20 protein-coding genes are annotated in these 19,784 nt (G+C 74.3%); 8 read left to right on the top strand and 12 right to left on the bottom strand.

The features are described from left to right. Positions 1–53: 53 nt before the first annotated feature. The 5 genes from lpdA to cobU form a co-directional block, all read right to left on the bottom strand. Positions 54–1,460, bottom strand: a complete 1,407-nt coding sequence (gene lpdA / locus ACFC0B_RS09440; protein WP_376084191.1) for a dihydrolipoyl dehydrogenase — start codon at positions 1,458–1,460, stop codon at positions 54–56. A gap of 389 nt (positions 1,461–1,849) precedes the next feature. Further along, on the bottom strand, positions 1,850–3,358 hold the full coding sequence (locus ACFC0B_RS09435) for a leucyl aminopeptidase (protein WP_376084189.1): 1,509 nt from the start codon (positions 3,356–3,358) through the stop codon (positions 1,850–1,852). A 298-nt stretch (positions 3,359–3,656) separates the two neighbouring features. Next, on the bottom strand, positions 3,657–4,436 hold the full coding sequence (locus tag ACFC0B_RS09430; RefSeq protein WP_376084187.1) for an adenosylcobinamide-GDP ribazoletransferase: 780 nt from the start codon (positions 4,434–4,436) through the stop codon (positions 3,657–3,659). Between the two features lie 80 nt (positions 4,437–4,516). Continuing rightward, positions 4,517–5,632: a nicotinate-nucleotide--dimethylbenzimidazole phosphoribosyltransferase gene (locus ACFC0B_RS09425; RefSeq protein ID WP_376084185.1), complete on the bottom strand. Its 1,116-nt coding sequence runs from the start codon at positions 5,630–5,632 to the stop codon at positions 4,517–4,519. Between the two features lie 124 nt (positions 5,633–5,756). Beyond that, on the bottom strand, positions 5,757–6,329 hold the full coding sequence (gene cobU / locus ACFC0B_RS09420; RefSeq protein ID WP_376084183.1) for a bifunctional adenosylcobinamide kinase/adenosylcobinamide-phosphate guanylyltransferase: 573 nt from the start codon (positions 6,327–6,329) through the stop codon (positions 5,757–5,759). Positions 6,330–6,435: 106 nt separating this feature from the next. Between cobU and ACFC0B_RS09415 the strand changes: the two genes are divergently transcribed. Next, positions 6,436–6,639: a hypothetical protein gene (locus tag ACFC0B_RS09415; RefSeq protein ID WP_376084181.1), complete on the top strand. Its 204-nt coding sequence runs from the start codon at positions 6,436–6,438 to the stop codon at positions 6,637–6,639. Between the two features lie 40 nt (positions 6,640–6,679). Here the strand turns inward: ACFC0B_RS09415 and ACFC0B_RS09410 are convergent, their stop codons facing one another. Both ACFC0B_RS09410 and ACFC0B_RS09405 read right to left on the bottom strand, forming a co-directional pair. Then, positions 6,680–7,459: a class I SAM-dependent methyltransferase gene (locus ACFC0B_RS09410; RefSeq protein WP_376084395.1), complete on the bottom strand. Its 780-nt coding sequence runs from the start codon at positions 7,457–7,459 to the stop codon at positions 6,680–6,682. 155 nt (positions 7,460–7,614) lie between these two features. Next, complete coding sequence (locus ACFC0B_RS09405; RefSeq protein ID WP_376084179.1) at positions 7,615–8,214, bottom strand: DUF3043 domain-containing protein; 600 nt, start codon at positions 8,212–8,214, stop codon at positions 7,615–7,617. A 299-nt stretch (positions 8,215–8,513) separates the two neighbouring features. Between ACFC0B_RS09405 and ACFC0B_RS09400 the strand changes: the two genes are divergently transcribed. Both ACFC0B_RS09400 and ACFC0B_RS09395 read left to right on the top strand, forming a co-directional pair. Then, a complete protein-coding gene (locus ACFC0B_RS09400) occupies positions 8,514–9,323 on the top strand; it encodes a PspA/IM30 family protein (RefSeq protein WP_376084177.1) in 810 nt (269 codons plus the stop codon). A 58-nt stretch (positions 9,324–9,381) separates the two neighbouring features. Then, positions 9,382–9,675 (top strand): hypothetical protein, encoded by a 294-nt coding sequence (locus tag ACFC0B_RS09395; protein WP_376084176.1) that lies wholly within the window; start codon positions 9,382–9,384, stop codon positions 9,673–9,675. Positions 9,676–9,766: 91 nt separating this feature from the next. On the opposite strand, the gene nadA is transcribed toward ACFC0B_RS09395, so the two are convergent. Then, the gene (gene nadA, locus ACFC0B_RS09390; protein WP_376084174.1) at positions 9,767–10,951 is read right to left on the bottom strand and encodes a quinolinate synthase NadA; all 1,185 of its coding nucleotides are present in this window, start codon (positions 10,949–10,951) and stop codon (positions 9,767–9,769) included. 201 nt (positions 10,952–11,152) lie between these two features. Between nadA and ACFC0B_RS09385 the strand changes: the two genes are divergently transcribed. The 3 genes from ACFC0B_RS09385 to ACFC0B_RS09375 all read left to right on the top strand — a co-directional run bounded on the left by ACFC0B_RS09385 (position 11,153) and on the right by ACFC0B_RS09375 (position 14,296). Beyond that, positions 11,153–12,076 (top strand): NADP-dependent oxidoreductase, encoded by a 924-nt coding sequence (locus tag ACFC0B_RS09385; protein ID WP_376084172.1) that lies wholly within the window; start codon positions 11,153–11,155, stop codon positions 12,074–12,076. A gap of 185 nt (positions 12,077–12,261) precedes the next feature. Further along, positions 12,262–12,726 carry an Lrp/AsnC family transcriptional regulator gene (locus ACFC0B_RS09380; protein WP_350566788.1) on the top strand — a complete coding sequence of 155 codons (465 nt, stop codon included), beginning with the start codon at positions 12,262–12,264 and terminating at the stop codon, positions 12,724–12,726. Positions 12,727–12,913: 187 nt separating this feature from the next. Continuing rightward, positions 12,914–14,296: a pyridoxal phosphate-dependent decarboxylase family protein gene (locus ACFC0B_RS09375; RefSeq protein WP_376084170.1), complete on the top strand. Its 1,383-nt coding sequence runs from the start codon at positions 12,914–12,916 to the stop codon at positions 14,294–14,296. Positions 14,297–14,361: 65 nt separating this feature from the next. On the opposite strand, the gene ACFC0B_RS09370 is transcribed toward ACFC0B_RS09375, so the two are convergent. After that, entirely contained in the window at positions 14,362–15,213 is an 852-nt protein-coding gene (locus ACFC0B_RS09370; RefSeq protein WP_376084168.1) for a GNAT family N-acetyltransferase, read from the bottom strand. Positions 15,214–15,457: 244 nt separating this feature from the next. Here ACFC0B_RS09370 and erpA point away from each other — a divergent pair, with 244 nt between their 5' ends. Beyond that, positions 15,458–15,811, top strand: coding sequence for an iron-sulfur cluster insertion protein ErpA (erpA, locus tag ACFC0B_RS09365; protein WP_376084166.1), 354 nt, complete (start codon positions 15,458–15,460; stop codon positions 15,809–15,811). Positions 15,812–15,880: 69 nt separating this feature from the next. On the opposite strand, the gene ACFC0B_RS09360 is transcribed toward erpA, so the two are convergent. Together ACFC0B_RS09360 and ACFC0B_RS09355 are read right to left on the bottom strand one after the other, a co-directional pair. Continuing rightward, a complete protein-coding gene (locus ACFC0B_RS09360; RefSeq protein ID WP_376084164.1) occupies positions 15,881–16,588 on the bottom strand; it encodes a hypothetical protein in 708 nt (235 codons plus the stop codon). Between the two features lie 127 nt (positions 16,589–16,715). Then, complete coding sequence (locus ACFC0B_RS09355) at positions 16,716–16,931, bottom strand: hypothetical protein (RefSeq protein ID WP_376084162.1); 216 nt, start codon at positions 16,929–16,931, stop codon at positions 16,716–16,718. 265 nt (positions 16,932–17,196) lie between these two features. Between ACFC0B_RS09355 and ACFC0B_RS09350 the strand changes: the two genes are divergently transcribed. After that, a complete protein-coding gene (locus ACFC0B_RS09350) occupies positions 17,197–18,174 on the top strand; it encodes a carbohydrate kinase family protein (protein ID WP_376084161.1) in 978 nt (325 codons plus the stop codon). Here the strand turns inward: ACFC0B_RS09350 and ACFC0B_RS09345 are convergent. Then, on the bottom strand, positions 18,167–19,636 hold the full coding sequence (locus ACFC0B_RS09345; RefSeq protein WP_376084159.1) for a cysteine desulfurase/sulfurtransferase TusA family protein: 1,470 nt from the start codon (positions 19,634–19,636) through the stop codon (positions 18,167–18,169). The genes ACFC0B_RS09350 and ACFC0B_RS09345 overlap by 8 nt on opposite strands. Positions 19,637–19,784 lie beyond the last annotated feature (148 nt).

Genomic DNA, 19,784 nt, shown 5'->3' with positions numbered 1-19,784 from the left:
TCAGCGACTCCTATCAAGTCTTGCGAACTGGAATGGGGGGTGTGGGGGCGCGATCAGTCGTGCGCGTGCAGCGGCTTGCCGGCCAGCGCCAGGTGCGCCTCGCCGAGGGCCTCGGACTGGGTCGGGTGCGCGTGGATGAGCTGCGCGACCTCGGCCGGCAGGGCCTCCCAGTTGTAGATCAGCTGAGCCTCGCCGACCTGCTCGCCCATGCGGGCGCCGACCATGTGGACGCCGACCACGGCGCCGTCCTTGACCTGGACGAGCTTGATCTCGCCGGCGGTCTTCAGGATCTTGCTCTTGCCGTTGCCGGCCAGGTTGTACTTGAGGGTGACGACCTTCTCCTTGCCGTACAGCTCGACGGCCTTGGCCTCGGAGATGCCGACGGAGGCCACCTCGGGGTTGGAGTAGGTCACGCGCGGGACGCCGTCGTAGTCGATCGGCACCGGCTTGAGGCCGGCCAGGCGCTCGGCGACCAGGATGCCCTCGGCGAAGCCGACGTGCGCCAGCTGCAGGGTCGGGGCGAGGTCGCCGACGGCCGAGATGGTCGGCACGTTGGTGCGCATGTACTCGTCGACGAGGACGTAGCCGCGGTCCATCGCGACACCGTTCTCCTCGTAGCCGAGGCCGGCCGAGACCGGGCCGCGGCCGATGGCGACGAGCAGCAGGTCGGCGTCGATCTGCTTGCCGTTCTCGGTGGAGACGCGCACACCGGTCTCGGTGTACTCGACGCCCGAGAAGCGGGCCTTCAGCTCGAACTTGATGCCGCGCTTGCGGAAGGCGCGCTCCAGCAGCTTGGAGGAGTTCTCGTCCTCCAGCGGGACCAGGTGCGGCAGGGCCTCGACGATCGTGACCTCGACGCCGAACGACTTCCAGACCGAGGCGAACTCGACACCGATCACGCCGCCGCCGAGGATGACGGCCGACTTCGGGATGCGGTCGAGCTTGAGGGCGTGGTCCGAGGAGATGACGCGGTTGCCGTCGATCTCCAGGCCCGGGATCGAGCGCGGCACGGAACCGGTCGCGAGGACGATGTGGCGGCCCTCGATGCGCTGGCCGTTGACGTCCACCGAGGTCTGCGAGGAGAGCTTGCCCTCGCCCTGGATGAAGGTGACCTTGCGGGACGCCACCAGGCCCTGCAGGCCCTTGTACAGGCCGGCGATGACGTCGTCCTTGTACTTGTGGACGCCGTTGATGTCGATGCCCTGGAAGGTGGCCAGCACGCCGAACTCGGCGGCCTCCTTCGTCTCGTCGGCGATCTCGGCCGCGTGCAGCAGCGCCTTGGTCGGGATGCAGCCGCGGTGCAGGCAGGTGCCGCCCAGCTCACCCTTCTCGACCAGGGCGACGCTCAGGCCCAGCTGGGCGCCGCGGAGCGCCGCGGCGTAACCGCCGCTTCCGCCTCCGAGAATGACTACGTCGAAAACGGTGCTGGCGTCGTTCGCCACGTCACGTCCTCCAAGCAAGGGGTGTGGATCGCCGGGCCGGTCGCGGTCCGGTGGTTCGGAAGCCTTTGTGGGGCGCCCAGTCGTGCCGGAAATACATCTTCGCACTTGTTCGCGGCGGCTGATGTCCGGGTCCGCCCCAGGGGTGTCCCCGAGGGCGGTCGCAGGGGTGGGAACACCCCGGACGGAGGGGCATCGTCGCAGCTCACGGCGGGGTTGACAGGAGGCCGGGCGGGGGTGGGCGGCGCCTGCGGCACCCCCGGTTCCGCACTGCGGAACAAAGTTTCGCCCGCAGCGAACAGGGGTGCGGCGGCGCTCCGGGGCCCTTACCCGCAGGTAACCCGCCCCGGGAAGCCGGACGGGGTCCGGCGCGTGCGCGCCGGACCCCGTCCTTCGGTCGTGCCCGGCCGTCAGGCCTTGCCGCCCGCCGCCTTCTGCTCGGCGAAGCGGACCAGGGTGCGCACCGCGGAGGCGGTGCCGCCCTTGGGGGTGTAGCCGAACGGCGCGCCCTCGTGGAACGCCGGGCCGGCGATGTCCAGGTGTGCCCAGTCGATGCCCTCGGCCACGAACTCCTTGAGGAACAGGCCGGCCACCAGGCCGCCGCCCATCCGCTCACCCATGTTGGCCAGGTCGGCGACGGTCGACTCGGTCATGCCCTTGCGCAGCTCGGCCGGCAGCGGCATCGGCCAGGACTGCTCGCCCACCTCGCCGGCGGCCGCGTGCAGGGTGCCGCGCAGCTCGTCGGCGTTGGCCATCACACCGAAGGTGCGGTTGCCCAGCGCCATCATCATCGCGCCGGTCAGGGTGGCGACGTCGACGATCACGTCCGGGTTCTCCTCGCCGGCCCGCACGATGGCGTCGGCCAGCACCAGGCGGCCCTCGGCGTCGGTGTTCAGCACCTCGACGGTCTTGCCGCCGTACATCCGCAGCACGTCGCCCGGACGGGTGGCCGAGCCGGACGGCATGTTCTCCGCCAGCGCCAGCCAGGCGGTGACGTTGACCTGCAGGCCGAGGCGCTTGGCGGAGACCACGGCGGCGAACACCGCGGCGGCGCCGGCCATGTCGCACTTCATGGTCTCGTTGTGGCCGGCCGGCTTCAGCGAGATGCCGCCCGAGTCGTAGGTGATGCCCTTGCCGACGAACGCCAGGGTGGCCTTGGCCTTCGGGTGGGTGTAGGCCACCTTCACCAGGCGCGGCGGGTTGACCGAGCCGTTGCCGACGCCGAGCAGGCCGCCGAAGCCGCCCTTGAGCAGCGCCTTCTCGTCCAGCACCTCGACCTTGAGGCCGTGCTCCTTGGCGGCGGCCTGGGCGATCGCGGCGAAGGACTTCGGGTTCAGCTCGTTCGGGGCGGTGTTGACCAGGTCGCGGGCGCGGTTCATCTCCTCGCCGACGACCAGGGCGCGCTCGACGGCGGCCTTGGCCTCCTTGCTGCCCTTGCGGGTCGACAGCAGCACCAGCTCGCCGACCGGCTCCTTGCCGCCGTTGCCGTTGCTCTTGTAGGTGCCGAACACGTAGGTGCCGAGCAGGGCGCCCAGCGCGACCGCCTCGATCTCGTCGGCCGACTCGGCCGGCAGGGCCAGCGCGACCTTCTTGGCGCCGGCCAGGGTGCGGGCGGCGACGCCGGCGGCGCGGCGCAGGGCCTCCAGCTCGTACCCGCCCTCGGCGGCGTCGCCGAGACCGACCGCGAGCACGAGCGCGGCCTTCAGGCCGGCCGGGGCGGGGACCTTGACGGTCTCGCCCTCGGCGCCGGTGGCGCCCAGCGTGCCGAGAACCTCGGCGAGCTTGCCCTCGAACGCCTCGGCCACGGCCTCGGCGCCGGGGGCCAGCACGATGCCCTTGGGGCCCTTCGCCACGCCGATCACCAGGGCGTCCGCGCGCAGCGCGGCGGCGGCGGAGGTGCTCACAGACAATGCAGTCACGTAAAACGTCCTGTTCTTTCGCGGTCCACGACCGGTCGCGGCGCGTGTGCCGCACCGGCGCAGCCCGGACCGCCGGCCAGGCCGACCGGCCGGCGTCCGCCGGACCCGGGGCCCCTGGCTGCGCGCGCCCACCGTCGCGGCGGTCGCGCACACCAGAGGCCCCGGCGCCTCGACGTGCGCCGGACGGGCAGGACCTGCGACGGTGCAGGGCTGCGGTGCTCCCCGCATGGTAGTCCGCATGGTGGGATCACGCGCCGCCCGGTGTACCGCCTTTCGGCACAGGGCTTCGGCGTCCTCCTCAGCGCAGCAGCGCGAGTGCCAGCAGCGTCCCGGTCGCGGCGGTCTCCGCCATCGCGCCGAGCACGTCCCCGGTGACCCCGCCGAACCGCCGTACACAGCGCCGCAGCAGCAGCCGGGATCCGCCGGTGCCCAGCACAACGGCCGCGGGGAGCAGCAGGGCTGATGATCCGTCGGCGAGCCCGGCGAGGGCGAGCAGGGCCGCGGCGGCACCCGTCGAGGCGACGGCCGCGCCCGGCGCCACGGTGCTCGCCACCATCGCGCCCAGCCCGCCCGGCCGGGCCGCCGGCACCGTCCGCAGGCACCCCCAGGCGAGCGCGCACCGCGCGGCCACCGCCGCCGCGAGCACCGCGAGCGCGCCGCGCAGCGGGGAGGCGGCGAACTGTCCGGCCAGCGCGGCGGCCTGGGCCAGCAGGACGAGGACGAGGGTGAGCACCCCGAACGGGCCGATGTCCGACTGCTTCATGATCCGCAGCGCGTCCTCGGCGGGCTTCCCGCTGCCCAGGCCGTCCGCGACGTCCGCGAGCCCGTCCAGGTGCAGCCCCCGGGTGAGCACCGCGAGCACCCCGACCGCCGCCACCGCCCCGAGCGGTCCGCCCGCCCGCCAGGCGACCAGCGCCCCCGCACCCGCCGCGACCGCCCCCAGCACCACCCCGACCACCGGCGCGAGCACCATCGCCCGCCCGCCGGCCTCCCGGTCCCACCGCCGCACCCGCACCGGCACCACCGACAGGGTCCCGAACGCGAACCGCGCCCCGTCCCACACACCGACCACCCGCACCCACTCAGCGCGCCGGGACCCCGCGCACAGCCGAAGGGGCCCGGACCCGCCGTCACCGACGGGCCCGGGCCCCACTCCTCCTACAGCTTCCCCAGCAGCTCCGCCGCGGTCGGCAGCCGCGCCGGCTGCCTGGGCGCCGCCGGGGCGGAGGGCTCCGGCACCTCCTCGGCCAGCGTGTCCGCCGCGGCCTGGAGCAGCGGCAGCGCCATCAGCGCGCCGACCCCCTCGCCCATGGTGATCCCCTGCTCCTGCAGCGGCGTCAGGGTCAGCCGGTCGTACGCCTTCGCCTGCGCCGGCTCACCGCTGGTCTGCCCGGCCCGCCACCACTCCGGCGCCCGGAACGCGATCCGCTGCGCGACCAGCGCGCAGGCCGCCGAGACCACACCGTCCAGCACCACCGGCAGCTTGCGCACCGCGGCCTGGAGCAGGAAGCCGGTGATCGCCGCGAAGTCCGCCCCGCCGGTGGCCCCGAGCAGCGCCAGCTGGTCGCCCAGCACCGGCCGGGCCCGCCGCAGCGAGTCCCGCACCGTCGCGCACTTGACCATCCACACCCGGTCGTCGATGCCCGAGCCGCGCCCGGTGACCGCCGCCGCGTCCGTGCCGCAGAGCGCGCCGACCAGCACCGCCGCCACCGTGGTCGCGCCGACCCCGAGGTCGCCCAGCACCACCAGGTCGGTCCCGGCGTCGGCCTCCTCGTCGGCCACGGCCATGCCGGCCCGGAAGGCCTTGGCGGTCTCCTCGGGGCTCAGCGCGTCCTCGACGTCGATCCGCCCGGAGCCGCGCCGCACCCGGTGCTCGGTCACCTCGCCGGGGAAGTCGGCGGCGTCGGCGTCGACCGCCACGTCCACCACCCGCACCCCGGCACCGAAGCGCCGGGCGAGCAGGGCGACCGGCGCGGTGCCGTCGAGCACCGCCCGCACCCGCGCCGCCGTGCCGCCCTGCGCGGGCAGCCGGGACACCCCGAGGCGGGCCACCCCGTGGTCGGCGGCGAACAGCACCACCTTGGGCGCCGACAGCGGCCGCACCGGGGAACGCCCCTGCACGGACGACAGCCAGGCGCCCAGCTCCTCCAGCCTGCCGAGGCCGTTGCGAGGCCGGTCCAGCTCCTGCCACCGCTCCTCGGCGGCGCGCCGGGCGCTCTCGTCGGGGCGCTCGACGAGCGAGGAGAACGTATCGAGATCCACGGTCGTGTCCATCGTCCGGAAGGCTACACGCCGCGGGTGTGCACCGGAGGGGTGCGTCGGTGCCGAGAGCGCGGGTCCCCGCCCCCGGCCGTCGGCGCCGGGTCGGAGCGCCCCGGCGGCGAGCGGGCGGGGGTGTTCAGCCGACGGCGGGCTTGACCGTGAGGACCTGCCCCGCCACCACCAGCAGCACCCGCTCGGAGGCGTCGGCGACCGCCATGTTGAGCCGGCCCAGGGTGTCGCGGAACCGGCGGCCGGCCGCGGTGGCCGGGACGACGCCCATGCCGACCTCGTTGCTGACCGCCACCGCCGGCCGCCGGGTGCCGGCCCAGGCCGCCGCCAGCGCCGCGCAGCGCCGCTGCACCGCGGCCTCGCCGCCGTCCGCCCAGACCGCGTCGTCCCAGGCGCCGCACTCGTCCATCACCGCGGTGAGCCACAGCGCCAGGCAGTCGACCAGCATGGGCGCCGGGTCGGCGGCGTCGCCGAGCACGGCCTCCAGGTCGCAGGTCTCGGCGGTGCGCCAGCTCGCCGGGCGCCGCTCCCGGTGCAGCGCGACCCGCTGCGCCCACTCGGCGTCGCCGTCCCGGGTGCCGCCGGTGGCGACGTACAGCACGTCCTCGTGGTGGGCGAGCAGCTGCTCGGCCCTGGTGGACTTGCCGGACCGGGCGCCGCCGAGGAGGAGGGTGCGGGGGAGCGGGGCGTCAGCTGTCATACTCCCCATCCTCGCGCACCGCGCATACCGAAGATCCGGCCGGGCAACCTGAGGGCTTAGGGTGCGCACACAGCGCATCGCTGATCGTCGGTGGGAGGAGCCGGGCATGGTCTGGACGTGGCGGTACGAGAAGGCGGACGGCACCGTGGTGGCCCCGGACGGCGGCCAGGCGGAGGAGTTCGCCGGCCAGGGGGACGCGGAGACCTGGATCGGGGAGAACTGGAAGCAGCTCACCGAGGACGGCGTGGACCGCGCCGTGCTGGTGGACGACGGCCGCGAGGTCTACACGATGGGCCTGCACGAGGACTGAGCCGCCGGGCGGTGGCCCCGGGGCCGGGCCGGCTCCGGGGCTACTTCATCCCGACGACGTGCAGCAGCGCGGCGACCTGCCGGTACGGGTCGGTGCGGCAGGCCCGCTCCTCGGCCTCCAGCAGCTGGGCGAGCTGCCGGCCGTCGACCGGCGGGGCGTCGTCGGGGGCGTGGTCGGTGAAGACCCGCACGCCGTACCAGTGCCGCAGCGGCACGGACACCTCGGAGAGGGTGACGGCGAGGTCCGCGATCCGGTCGGCGCGGGCCGCCAGCCCGAGCCGGTTGTAGTACCGGTCGCTCTCGAAGGCGTCCAGGGCGGCCCGCCAGTCGCCGGCGGCTGCGGGCCGCAGGGCGAGCGCGTCGCGGTTGCGCACCACCAGCGAGAGCAGCCCGGCGGGGGCGAGCAGCCGGGCCAGCGAGGCGATCATCGGGTCGGGGTCCGGCAGGTACATCAGCACGCCGTGGCAGAGCACGACGTCGAAGCTGCGCGCCCCGAACCAGCGCCCGCACTGGTGTCCGTCGCCGATCAGCAGCTGGACCCGCTCCCGCACCGCCCCGGGCTCCTCGGCGAGCGCCTCCTGGGCGGCGCCGAGCGCGGCCGGGTCGGAGTCGATGCCGGTGACGTAGTGGCCGGACCGGGCCAGCCGCAGCGCCTGGGTGCCCTGGCCGCAGCCGATGTCCAGGACGCGCTGCGCGTCGCGGCCGGCGAGCTGCTCGGCGAGCTGCCGGGCGACCATCTCCTGCCGGACGAGGTTGCGCAGCGAGCCGGCCCGCCCGGGGTGCGCGCCGGCGCCGGCGAAGGAGCCGCTGCGCGAGGGCAGCCGCCGCTCGTACCCGGTCAGCCCGTACCCGCCGCGGTCGTGGCCGCGCTCTTGGGCGGCCCGGTCGTGGCCGCCGCCGCCCTGGCCGGGGAGCGCGTACAGGCCGGGCCCGTCCCAGACGGGAGGGGCCCAGCCGGAGTCCACCGGTTCGGCGGTCAGGGCTTCTCCCCGCGCCGCACCTGCGGCTTGGGCAGTCGCAGCCGGCGCATCTGCAGGATGCGCATCAGGCCGTAGGCGACCGCGCCGCGGGTGTTCTGCCCGGCGAAGCGCTCGGCGAGCTGCTTGCGCAGGCCGAAGCCGAGCCGGACGAAGTCCAGGACCACCAGGACGAAGAAGAGCAGGAACAGCAGCGTGGAGAGCAGCTGGAGGGCCGGCACCTTGACGATGCTGAGCACCAGGATGAGCACCGCGGCCGGCAGGAAGAACTCGGCCAGCGACCAGCGGGCGTCCACGTAGTCGCGGGTGAACTTGCGCACGGGGCCCTTGTCGCGGGCCGGAAGGTGGCGCTCGTCGCCCTCCAGCAGCGCGGTGCGCTGCTTCTCGCGCTCGGCACGCATCCGCTCGCGGGCCTGGCGGGAGGCCTCCTTGCGGTCCTTGGGCACGGTCACCCGGGTGCGCCGGTTGGCCTCGGCCTCACTGCGCTTGGGCGTGGGCCGGCCCTTCTTCGCCTGCGGGTCGCGGGGCTGGGTCGTCTCGTCCTGCTTCTCCAGCACGGCGGCGGAGGCAGCGGCATCATCTGAACGGCGTCGGAACACACCACCAGCGTACGGGGTGCGGGGCGGCTTCCTCCGGCCGCCCGGGAACCAAACGCATATCGATCGCGTCCCGGGAGCACGCTCCCGGGTTTCCCCGGGGTTCCCCGTAGGGGATCACTCCGCTGACCGGCGGGTGGAACGAGGGCGGGATCCACCCCGCGGAGGAGGCTTTGCGGGACCGACCTGTAGCAGGCTTGTTGCAGGCAGGTGCACTGCGGCGACGGGCTCGCTGCACATACACTCGTCGTGTCTGGTAACGAGATAGAGACCGCAGGCCGGAGAAGGGGGCACCCAGGCCCATGAGCGACGGAATCATGAAGCGTATGGGGCTGATCTTCCGCTCCAAGGCGAACAAGGCCCTGGACCGGGCGGAAGACCCGCGCGAGACGCTGGATTATTCGTACCAGAAGCAGTTGGAGCTGCTGCAGAAGGTGCGTCGCGGCGTCGCGGACGTGGCCACCTCGCGCAAGCGCCTGGAGCTCCAGCTGACCCAGCTGCAGCAGCAGTCGTCGAAGTACGAGGACCAGGGGCGCAAGGCGCTCTCGCTCGGCCGGGAGGACCTCGCCCGCGAGGCCCTGACCCGCAAGGCGAACATGCAGTCCCAGATCAACGACCTGCAGGTGCAGTACCAGCAGCTCCAGGCCGAGGAGGAGAAGCTCACGCTCGCCTCCCAGCGCCTGCAGGCCAAGGTGGACGCCTTCCGCACCAAGAAGGAGACCATCAAGGCCACCTACACCGCGGCCCAGGCGCAGACCCGGATCGCCGAGTCCTTCTCCGGAATCTCGGAGGAGATGGGCGACGTCGGCCTCGCGATCCAGCGGGCCGAGGACAAGACCGCCCAGATGCAGGCCCGGGCCGGCGCGATCGACGAGCTGCTGGCCTCCGGCGCGCTCGACGACGCCAGCGGTCTCGGCCGCAAGGACGACATCGAGGCCGAGCTGGAGCGGGTGGCCGGCGGCTCCGACGTCGAGCTGGAGCTGGCCCGGATGAAGGCCGAGCTGACCGGCGGCTCCCCGGCCTCCGGCCCGCAGGCGATCGAGCAGGGCCGTTCGCAGGACACCGCGCCGCCGCAGCAGCAGGACACCCCGAGGATCAACTACAACAAGTGATCTGAGCTCCGCCCCGGAGCACTTCCGGGACATCCCGAGGAACAGGGAGACGCACGGCATGATCATGAGGGTCATGGGTGAGGGGCAGTTCGAGGTGGGCGAGTCCCACCTCAACCGGCTCAACGAGCTCGACGAGGAGCTCCTCACCGCACTGGATTCGGGGGACGAGGAACACTTCCGCCGCGCGCTCGGCGAGCTGCTGGGGGCCGTGAAGACGTTCGGCACGCCGCTGCCGGTCGACTCCCTGGAGCCGTCCGACCTGATCCTGCCGGACGCCGAGGCCACCATCGACGACGTCCGCGAGCTGCTGCGGGCCGAGGGGGACGGCCTCATCCCGGGCGTTCCCGAGTAGCCGCCGTCTCGGCCAGACACCGGGGCGGGCCCCCTCCCACCGGGAGGGGGCCCGCCCTTCGTCCGTGCCGCGCCCCGCGCGGCGGGGACCGCTACGGCAGGGCCAGCATCCGGTCCAGCGCCGCCTTGGCGTACTTCTCGGTCTCCGGGTCGACGGTGATCACGTTCGGCACCCGGCCCTCGACCAGCGACTCCAGCGCCCAGACCAGGTGCGGCAGGTCGATCCGGTTCATGGTGGAGCAGAAGCAGACCGCCCGGTCGAGGAAGACGATCTCCTTGTCCGGGTGCGCCTTGGCGAGCCGGCGGACCAGGTTCAGCTCGGTGCCGATGGCCCACTTCGAGCCGGGCTCGGCGGCGTCCAGCGCCTTGATGATGTACTCGGTCGAGCCCACCATGTCGGCGGCCGCGACGACCTCGTGCCGGCACTCCGGGTGCACCAGGACGGTCACGCCGGGGATCCGCTCGCGCACGTCGTTCACCGAGTCCAGGGTGAACCGGCCGTGCACCGAGCAGTGGCCGCGCCAGAGGATCATCTTCGCGTCCCGCAGCTGCTCGGCGGTCAGGCCGCCGTTCGGCCGGTGCGGGTTGTAGACGACGCAGTCGTCCAGCGAGAAGCCCATGTCCCGCACCGCGGTGTTGCGCCCGAGGTGCTGGTCGGGCAGGAAGAGCACCTTCTCGCCCTGCTCGAACGCCCACTCCAGCGCCCGCTGGGCGTTGGAGGAGGTGCAGATGGTGCCGCCGTGCCGGCCGGTGAAGGCCTTGATGTCGGCGGAGGAGTTCATGTACGACACCGGGACGGTGACGTCGGCTATACCGGCGTCGGTCAGCACGTCCCAGCACTCGGCGACCTGCTCGGCGGTGGCCATGTCGGCCATCGAACAGCCGGCCGCGAGGTCCGGCAGCACGACCCGCTGGGCGTCGCCGGTGAGGATGTCGGCCGACTCGGCCATGAAGTGCACACCGCAGAAGACGATGTACTCGGCCTCCGGGCGGGCCGCCGCGTCGCGGGCGAGCTTGAAGGAGTCGCCGGTGACGTCGGCGAACTCGATCACCTCGTCGCGCTGGTAGTGGTGGCCCAGGATGAAGACGCGGTCGCCGAGTGCGGCCTTGGCCGCCCGGGCGCGCTCGACGAGGTCCGGGTCGGAGGCCGGGGGGAGGTCGCCGGGGCACTCGACGCCGCGCTCGCTGTTCGGGTCGGCCTCGCGGCCGAGCAGCAGCAGAGCGAGCGGCGTCGGGGTGGGGTCGACGCCGTAGGTCTCGGTGATGGTGGTGGTCACGGGCGGGCGCCCTTCTGTGCGGCCGAACGAGCGGTGCAGCCTTTTCGTCTATCTGACGCAATCTATGATAACCGGTTAGCGTCAGAGTGACGATGGCCATCCTGTCGATGTGACGAGAACCGCTCGCCGGTTCGGAGCCTTCCCGCGCGCCCGCGGCGTGGCCGAATCGAGATCCCGGCCGGTCCGGGTTTCGCTGGTGGCATGAAGGCAATCGCGATCCACCGCTACGGCGGCCCCGACGTGGTCGAGTACACCGACCTGCCCGACCCGAAGGTCGGCCCGGACTCGGTCCTGGTGCAGGTCAGGGCGGCCGGGGTGAACCCGGTCGACTGGAAGGTGCGGGAGGGGCGGCTGGACGGCCTGCTCGACGCGCACTTCCCGCTGGTGATGGGCTGGGACGCGGCGGGGGTGGTCCGCGCGGTGGGCGGCGGGGTCACCGAGTTCGCCCCCGGCGACGAGGTGTACGGCTACGTCCGCAAGGACGCGGTCGAGCACGGCACCTACGCCGAGCTGGTCGCCGCACCGGTCCGCACCCTGGCCCGCAAGCCGGCCGCGCTGGACTGGGCCCAGGCCGGCGGACTGCCGCTGGCCGGGCTCACCGCCCTCCAGACGCTGCGCGCGGTGGGCGCCGGCGCGGGGGACACCGTCCTGGTGCACGCCGCCGCCGGCGGGGTCGGCCACCTGGCCGTCCAGCTCGCCAGGGCCTTCGGCGCCCGGGTGATCGGCACCGCCGGCGAGCGCAACCACGACTACCTGCGCTCCCTGGGCGCCGAGCCGGTCCGGCACGGCGAGGGACTGGCCGACCGGGTCCGGGCGCTCGCCCCGCGGGGCGTGGACGCCGCGGTGGACCTGGTCGGCGGCGACGCCGTCGAGGTCTCGGCCGGGCTGGTCGCCGATCCGGCGCGGATCGCCTCGGTCGCCGACTTCGGGGTCAGGGCGCGCGGCGGCCGCTACGTCTGGGTCCGCCCGGACGCCGCCGGACTGGCCGAACTGGCCGCGCTCGCCGACGACGGGCGGCTGACGGTGACCGTCGCCTCCACCTTCCCGCTCGCCCAGGCCGCCTCGGCGCAGGCGCTCAGCGCGGAGGGCCGCACCCGGGGCAAGATCGTCCTGCTGGTGGACTGACCGCGCACCGGCCGCGCACCGACCGCGGAGCGACCGCCGGCGGACGCGCGGACATCCCGCCTGCGTCATCCGCCAGCGGTGGACTCACTCCTGACATCCGCCAGAATGGTTGCCGAACCGTTTCGGCGGGCCGCCGCCGTCCGCCGCCGTTCCCGACGCCGCACGACCCGTGGAGCCCCGCACCGATGAGCAGCAGCCGAGCGCACGAGACGGTCGGGGCCTCCCTGGACGAGACCGACCGCCTCCTCCTCGCCCGGCTGGCGGGGGACGGCCGTGCCTCCTACGCGGAGATCGGCCTCCAGGTGAACCTCTCCGCCACCGCCGTCCGCCGCCGGATCGACCGGCTGCGGGCCCGCGGGGTGGTCCGCGGCTTCACCGTGGTGCTCGACCCCTCGGTGCTCGGCTGGCAGACCGAGGCCTTCGTCGAGGTCTACTGCCGCGAGCGGACCGCCCCCGAGGAGATCCTCGCCAGCCTGCGCCAGTTCCCCGAGGTGATCGCCGCCTGGACGGTCACCGGCGACCCGGACGCGCTGGTCCACCTGCGGGCCGCCGACATGCGGCACCTGGAGGCGGTCATCGAGCGGATCCGCCGCGAGCCCGGCGTCCAGCGCAGCCGCTCCTCCGTGGTCCTCTCCCAGCTCATCGGCTGACCTCCTCGGGGGCCCGCGCAGGATTCCTGCGCGCGGCCCGCCGAAGACGCCCGAATCCTGCCTGACCAGCCGCGTTCCGACGCGCGGAGCGGGCCCGTCGCTGCCTACGCTGATCACGTCCGGCCGTGCGGTGGCGACCCCCGCGCCCCGGACCCTCCCCGACACCCCACAGCCGAGAGGGACCCCCGTGTCCGCAGCCCCCGACCGCATGCACCGGCCCGACAGCGACCTGGTCGACCTGGTTTTCGACTACATGCGCGATCGGCTGCAGTACGACCCCGTCCCGCTCGACCACCCCGGCGACGGCGAGCACCTGCGCGCCCAGCTGTCCGGCCTGCTCAACCAGGACGGCAACAACCCGGCCGACGTGCTCAAGCTCTACGACCACGAGCTCTCCCGCGCGGTGATCTCCGCCGACAGCCCGCGCTACCTGTCCTTCATCCCGTGCGCCCCGACCAAGGCCGCGCTGCTCTTCGACATGGTCGTCTCCTGCGCCTCCCTCCAGGGCATCTCCTGGCTGGAGGCGGCCGGCGCGATCGCCGCCGAGAACCAGGTGCTGCGCCTGATAGCGGACCGCGCGGGCCTGCCCGCCTCGGCCGGCGGCACCTTCGTCTCCGGCGGTTCGGCCGGCAACCTCTCCGCGCTGGTGGTCGCCCGCGACACCGCCCGCCGCCGCCTCGCCGAGGAGGGCCGGCCCAGTGGGCCGGAGGTCCGGCTGCGGGTAGCCGTCGCCGACCAGGTGCACTCCTCGGTCAAGAACACCTTCAACATCATCGGCGTCGAGGCGTTCAAGGTGCCGACCGTCGACCGGCGCTTCACCGGCGAGGCGCTGCGCGCGGCGCTGGCCGCCGACCCGAACCCGGAGACGGTGATCGCCGTCGTCGGCACCGCCGGCACCACCAACGAGGGCATCGTCGACGACCTCCAGGGCCTGTCCGAGGTCGCCCGCGAGCGCGGGCTCTGGTTCCACGTGGACGGCGCCTACGGCGGCGCGGGCCTCTTCGCCCCCTCCGTCCGGGAGCGCTACAACGGCATCGAGCACGCCGACTCCTTCGTCGTCGACCCGCACAAGTGGCTCTTCGCGCCGTTCGACTGCGCCGCGCTGATCTACCGCAACCCCCAGCTCGCCCGCGCCGTGCACACCCAGGACGCCTCCTACCTGGACGTCCTGCACACCGAGGGCGACGAGTGGAACCCCACCGACTACGCCTACCACCTGACCCGGCGCGCCCGCGGCCTGCCGCTCTGGTTCTCGCTCGCCGTGCACGGCGTCCAGGCCTACACCGACGCCATCGAGGCCGGCCTCACGCTCGCCCGGGAGACCGCGCAGCTGATCCGCGACACCGACCACCTGGAGCTGCTGTTCGACCCGCAGCTCTCCGCGGTCTGCTTCAAGCGCAAGGGCTGGACCAACGACGACTACTACCGCTGGTCGCAGCAGCTGCTCGCGGACCAGATCGGCTTCGTCACCCCCACCGGCTGGGACGGCGAGACGGTCGCCCGCTTCGCCTTCCTGCACCCGGGCACCACCATGGAGATGGTCCGGGAGATCCTCGACACCATGGCGTGACCGCGACCTGACGCGCGCACCGACGGACCCCCGCCCGGCCCCGGCCCGGCGGGGGTCCGCCGTTCTCACAGCAGCGCCGGATCCGGCACGTACGGCGCCGGGGGGCGCATCCCGCGCAGGCCCACGAAGCCCCCGCTCTCCACGGTCAGCCCCACCTCCAGGCCGACGTCCAGCGCCCACTCCTGCTCCGCGGTCAGGTACGCCACCCGGGCCTCGACGCCCTCCGGCACCCGGGCCAGCGCCTCGCGCAGCAGCCGGGTGGCGATCCGCTTCGAGGTGGCCGCCAGCAGCCGCACCTCACCGCCGTCCCGGTAGCAGTAGCCGGTGCCCGCCAGCGCGTCCGCGACCAGCAGCTCCTCGCAGTGCGCCAGCAGCAGCTCGTGGTCCGGCCCGTGCGCCGAGCCGCGCAGCCGCCGGTCCACCGAGTCCAGCAGGTGGAGCTGGGTGGCGTTGCCCGGGTGCACCGGGATGTCCCCGGGATCGACCAGCCCGGCCCGGTCCACCCGCCCGGTCAGCCGCATCGCCGGGTGCAGCGTGAACCCGGCGAGCCGGAAGCGGCGCACGGCCGCCGGGGAGGACGGCGCGCGCAGCATCCCGCGCAGGCAGCCGCGCCCGTACGCGGCGGCCCGCTCCAGCAGCAGCCGGCCCAGACCCTTGCCCTGCGCCCGCGGGGCCACCGCCAGCAGCGCCAGCACCCAGACTCCCTCGCGGCGCAGCGAGAGCACCGCGCCGACCGGCTCGCCGTCCTGCTCGGCCAGCCAGCAGCCCTGCGGATCGGTGCGCGCCAGGTGTCTCGTCCGGGCCCGCTGGTGGACCGGCGGCCGGTCCGCGGCGGCCGGGGAGCCGGAGGCGGCGCGGGCGAGGTGCTGGACGGCCTCCGCGTCGGCGGCGGTGTCCTGGACCGGGCGCAGGATCATGCCCACCATCCTGGCCGCCGGGGCGCCGCCGCGTGGCCCGTTCACTCCGATCGGTGCGCTCGGGCGGTGACCGGGGTCCGCCGGTGTGCGAGCATGGGGAGCGTAGAGGGAGCGGGTGCACGCCCGGCCCACCGAAACGCGCCACCGCGAGGCCTCCGAGAACAACACGCCGTCCGGGAAATGAAACCGGGCGGCCGTCGGTTGGTACTGGCGGTAGACCGTCGTCAAGACCGGGAGAAAGCAGATGACCGTCCAGGACGAGACCACTGTCGAGAGTGGCATCCTCCTCACCGATGCCGCCGCGGGCAAGGTCAAGGCCCTGCTGGAGCAGGAAGGCCGGGACGACCTCGCGCTGCGGGTCGCCGTCCAGCCCGGCGGCTGCTCCGGCCTGCGTTACCAGCTGTTCTTCGACGAGCGCTCGCTCGACGGCGACGTGGTCAAGGACTTCGACGGCGTCAAGGTCGTCACCGACCGGATGAGCGCCCCGTACCTGGGCGGCGCCACCGTCGACTTCGTCGACACCATCGAGAAGCAGGGCTTCACGATCGACAACCCGAACGCCACCGGCTCCTGCGCCTGCGGCGACTCGTTCAGCTAACGGCCTGACGCGGAGGCGGCCCCGGATCCCCGGGGCCGCCTTCGTCGTGTCCGGGCGCCGGTCAGGCCGTCACGGGGCGCCCGGGATGTCCGGGGCCGCCGGGTCCGGGCCGACCTTCGGGTCCGCCTCCAGCGGCACCTCCTGCCCGGTCGCCAGGTCGGTCACCGTCCGGCCCTGCAACGGCTGTTTCAGGTCGGCCGCGACCGTCTGCCGCTTGGCCACTGCAATGCAGTCCTGCCCCGCGGGCACCGGGGCCGTCGTCACCCGGACGTCCACCCGGCCCGGCTTGGACTCGTCCGCCTTGAGCGCGTACCGCTCGCAGACCCCGCCGTAGAACCAGACCGTCAGCCGCTTGCCGTCCACCCGGTAGGTCATCGCCGGGTGCACCGGCGAGCCGTTCCCGGACCCGTTCGGCGGTGGCTCGCCCACCGCGATGCCGTTGCCGTCCGCACCCGGGGGAGTGGGCGCCGGGGTCGGGGTCAGGGCCGGGCGCGGGGCGCCGGTGGCCGGGCCCGGACTGGCCGGCCGCGGGTCCGGCGCGGTGGCCGAGGGGTCGGACGGCGGCGGGGTGGTCACCGGAACCGGGACGGCCGGGTCGGCCGGGGCGGATGTCGCGGCCGGCTCGGGCGTGGCCGCCGCGCTGGCCGGCGCCGAGTCCGAACCCGCCTTCGTCCCGCCGTCGCACCCGGCCAGGACGGCCACCGCCGCCAGCGCCAGGCCGGCCAGGGCCGTCGCGCGCACCCGGCCGGAACGCCGGGGCATGGTCTCCAGATCCATCTGCACATCCTCCCGAGGGCTCAGCGGCGCGCCGTGCCGGCCGCACCGCGCGGATGTGACGTGCGCCGGACGATTCCGGTTCCCGTCCACCCGCCGCACCCCCGGGCCCGGTGCGGGGAGCTCCGCCTCAGGGGCCGTACTCGGGCATCGCCGCGACCAGCCGCTGCGCCCCGGAGGGGACGCGGAACCCGGACCTCACCGGCGCGATGTCCGGCTGGCCGGTCGCCAGCAGCGGCCAGAACCGCCGCAGCCGGCGCGAGGTGTCCACCAGCGCGTCCAACGACTCGCCGTCCGCGTCGCCGAGCGGGGCGGGCGGAACCCGCAGAGGGTGGTGACTGGGCATCATCGGCCATCACTCCGATCCACCGGTGCCGTGGCAGCGGCGCCACGGGCCTGGGCGGGGCCGGAAAGGCCCCTTCCTGCGACCCTAGGCCGGGCGCACCGGAGCCCACCAGAGCTACCCCTTGGTAGTACACCTTCGGGGCCGACGGGTGTCGGCGGACGGGGGACGGCGCCCCGCTGTCTTGCTGGGGCCCCGCCCCCGCCGGGTACCGTGGGTGGGTTCCACCCGTTGTCCCATGGCCCCGCCGCCATCCAGAGGAGACCCCGTGCGTATCGCCGTCGCCGGCTCGATCGCGACCGACCACCTGATGACCTTCCCCGGCCGGTTCGCCGACCAGCTGGTCGCCGAGCAGCTGCACACCGTGTCGCTGTCCTTCCTGGTCGACACCCTCGACATCCGCCGCGGCGGCGTCGCGCCGAACATCGCCTTCGGCATGGGCGTGCTGGGCCTGCGCCCGATCCTGGTCGGCGCGGCCGGCGCGGACTTCGCGGAGTACCGCAGCTGGCTGGAGCGCAACAACGTGGACTGCCGCTCGGTCCACATCTCCGAGACCCGGCACACCGCGCGCTTCATGTGCACCACGGACGAGGACCACAACCAGATCGCCTCGTTCTACACCGGTGCCATGGCCGAGGCCCGCAACATCGAGCTGGAGCCGATCGCCGACCGCGTCGGCGGCCTCGACCTGGTGCTGATCGGCGCCGACGACCCGCAGGCGATGGTCCGCCACACCCAGGAGTGCCGGACCCGCGGCTACGCCTTCGCCGCGGACCCGTCCCAGCAGCTGGCCCGCCTCGACGGCCACGACATCCGCCAGATCGTCGACGGCGCCGCGTACCTCTTCACCAACGAGTACGAGGCCGCGCTGATCGAGTCCAAGACCGGCTGGGACTCCGAGGAGATCCTCACCCGGGTCGGCACCCGGATCACCACGCTGGGCAGCAAGGGCGTCCGGATCGACCGCAAGGGCGAGTCCCCGGTGCTGGTCGGCTGCGCCCCCGAGACCGCCAAGGTGGACCCGACCGGTGTCGGCGACGCCTTCCGCGCCGGCTTCCTGGCCGGCCTCTCCTGGGGCCTGGAGCTGGAGCGCTCCGCCCAGCTGGGCTGCATGCTCGCCACCCTGGTGATCGAGACCGTCGGCACCCAGGAGTACGAGCTGCGCCCGCACGACTTCCTGAAGCGCTTCGTCGCCGCCTACGGCGACGAGGCCGGCGCCGAGGTCCGCGCGCACCTGGTCAACTGACCCGCCGCACCAGATAGGCCGAACCCCGGTCGCCGCCGTACTCGGCGGCCGGGGCCTCGCCCAGGTACTCCTGGCCGCGCATCCCGCACCAGGCCGGCACGTCCAGCCGGGCCGCCTCGTCGTCGGCCAGCACCGCGACCGTCCCGCCCACCGGCACCTCGCCGATCCGCCTGGCCAGCTCGATCACCGGCAGCGGGCACCGCTTGCCGAGGGCGTCCAGGACGAGCGTGGCAGCGGCCTCCCCGCTCGCGGGGAGGCCCTCCCCGGCGGCCGGCGGCAGCGCCAGGTCCAGCCCCAGCGGGGCGCGGACACCGGCCACCACCTCCGGCAGGACGGTCAGGAACCGCTCGACGTCCGCCTCGGCGGCGCCGAACGGCAGCGAGACCCGGACGTTGCCCTCGGTGAGCACGCCCATCGCGGCCAGCACATGGCTCGGGGTCAGCGTGGAGGAGGTGCACGAGGAGCCGGAGGAGACGGCGAACCCGGCCCGGTCCAGCTCGCCCAGCAGCACCTCGCCGTCCACGTAGAGGCAGGAGAAGGTGACGAGGTGCGGCAGCCGCCGCACCGGGTCGCCGACCACCTCGACCTCGGGCACCAGCCGCGGCACCCGGGCCCGGATCCGCTCGACCAGCTCGTGCAGCCGGGCGTTCTCCCGCTCCGCCTCGGCCCGCACCGCCCGCAGCGAGGCCGCCGCCGCGACGATCGCCGGGACGTTGACGTACCCGGGCACCCGGCCGCCCTCGCGCTCGTCGGCGGGCAGCGGCGAGGCGTACCGCACACCCTTGCGTACCGCGAGCACCCCGACCCCGGCCGGCCCGCCCCACTTGTGCGCGCTGGCGGCCAGCAGCGACCAGCCGGCCGGCACGTCCACCCGCCCGGCGCTCTGCGCCGCGTCCACCAGCAGCGGCACCTCCCTGCAGTGCGCGGCCGTCTCGGCGACCGGCTGCACCGTGCCCACCTCGTGGTTGGCGGACTGCAGCACGGCGAGCGCGGTGTCCGGCCGCAGCGCCGCCGCGAACACCGCCGGGTCGACCCGGCCGTGCCGGTCCACCGGCACGGCGGTGACCTCGCCGCTCGCGCCCCCTCCACCGGCCTCCGGCCGGGGGGACCCCCATCGCTCCGCGGTGTGCAGCACGCTGGAGTGCTCGACGGCGGAGTGCACCAGGTGCCGGCCGCGCCGCCGGTTGCCGTGCAGCGCGCCCAGCATCCCGAGCTGGACGGCCTGGGTGCCGCTGGCGGTGAAGGAGATCTCGTCGGCCCGGCAGCCGAGCACCTCGGCCACGGTCTCCCGGGCCGCGTCGAGCAGCATCCGGGCCTGCCGTCCGGAGCGGTAGAGCCGGGCGGGGTCGGCCCACCCCTCGTCGAGGGCGGCGGTCAGCGCCTGCCGGGCGACGGGGTGGAGCGGTGCGGTGGAGGCCACATCGAAGTACACGGTCACATTTAACGACACTCCCGGGTGCATTCCGGGCTCCGGCGGCGGCTCACCGGCCGTCAGTCGATCACCCCGAATGTCCGGATCGTCCGCGTCCGACGGGGCGTCACACACGTTGTCCGAGGTCATCCCCCGATCGGGCGTACGGACCCCGAATGCCTAGGATGACCTGCGGCGC

It is taken from the genome of Kitasatospora sp. NPDC056184 (assembly GCF_042268405.1).
In the GTDB taxonomy this organism is placed as follows: domain Bacteria; phylum Actinomycetota; class Actinomycetes; order Streptomycetales; family Streptomycetaceae; genus Kitasatospora.
This window is presented reverse-complemented; position numbering and strand designations above follow the sequence as displayed.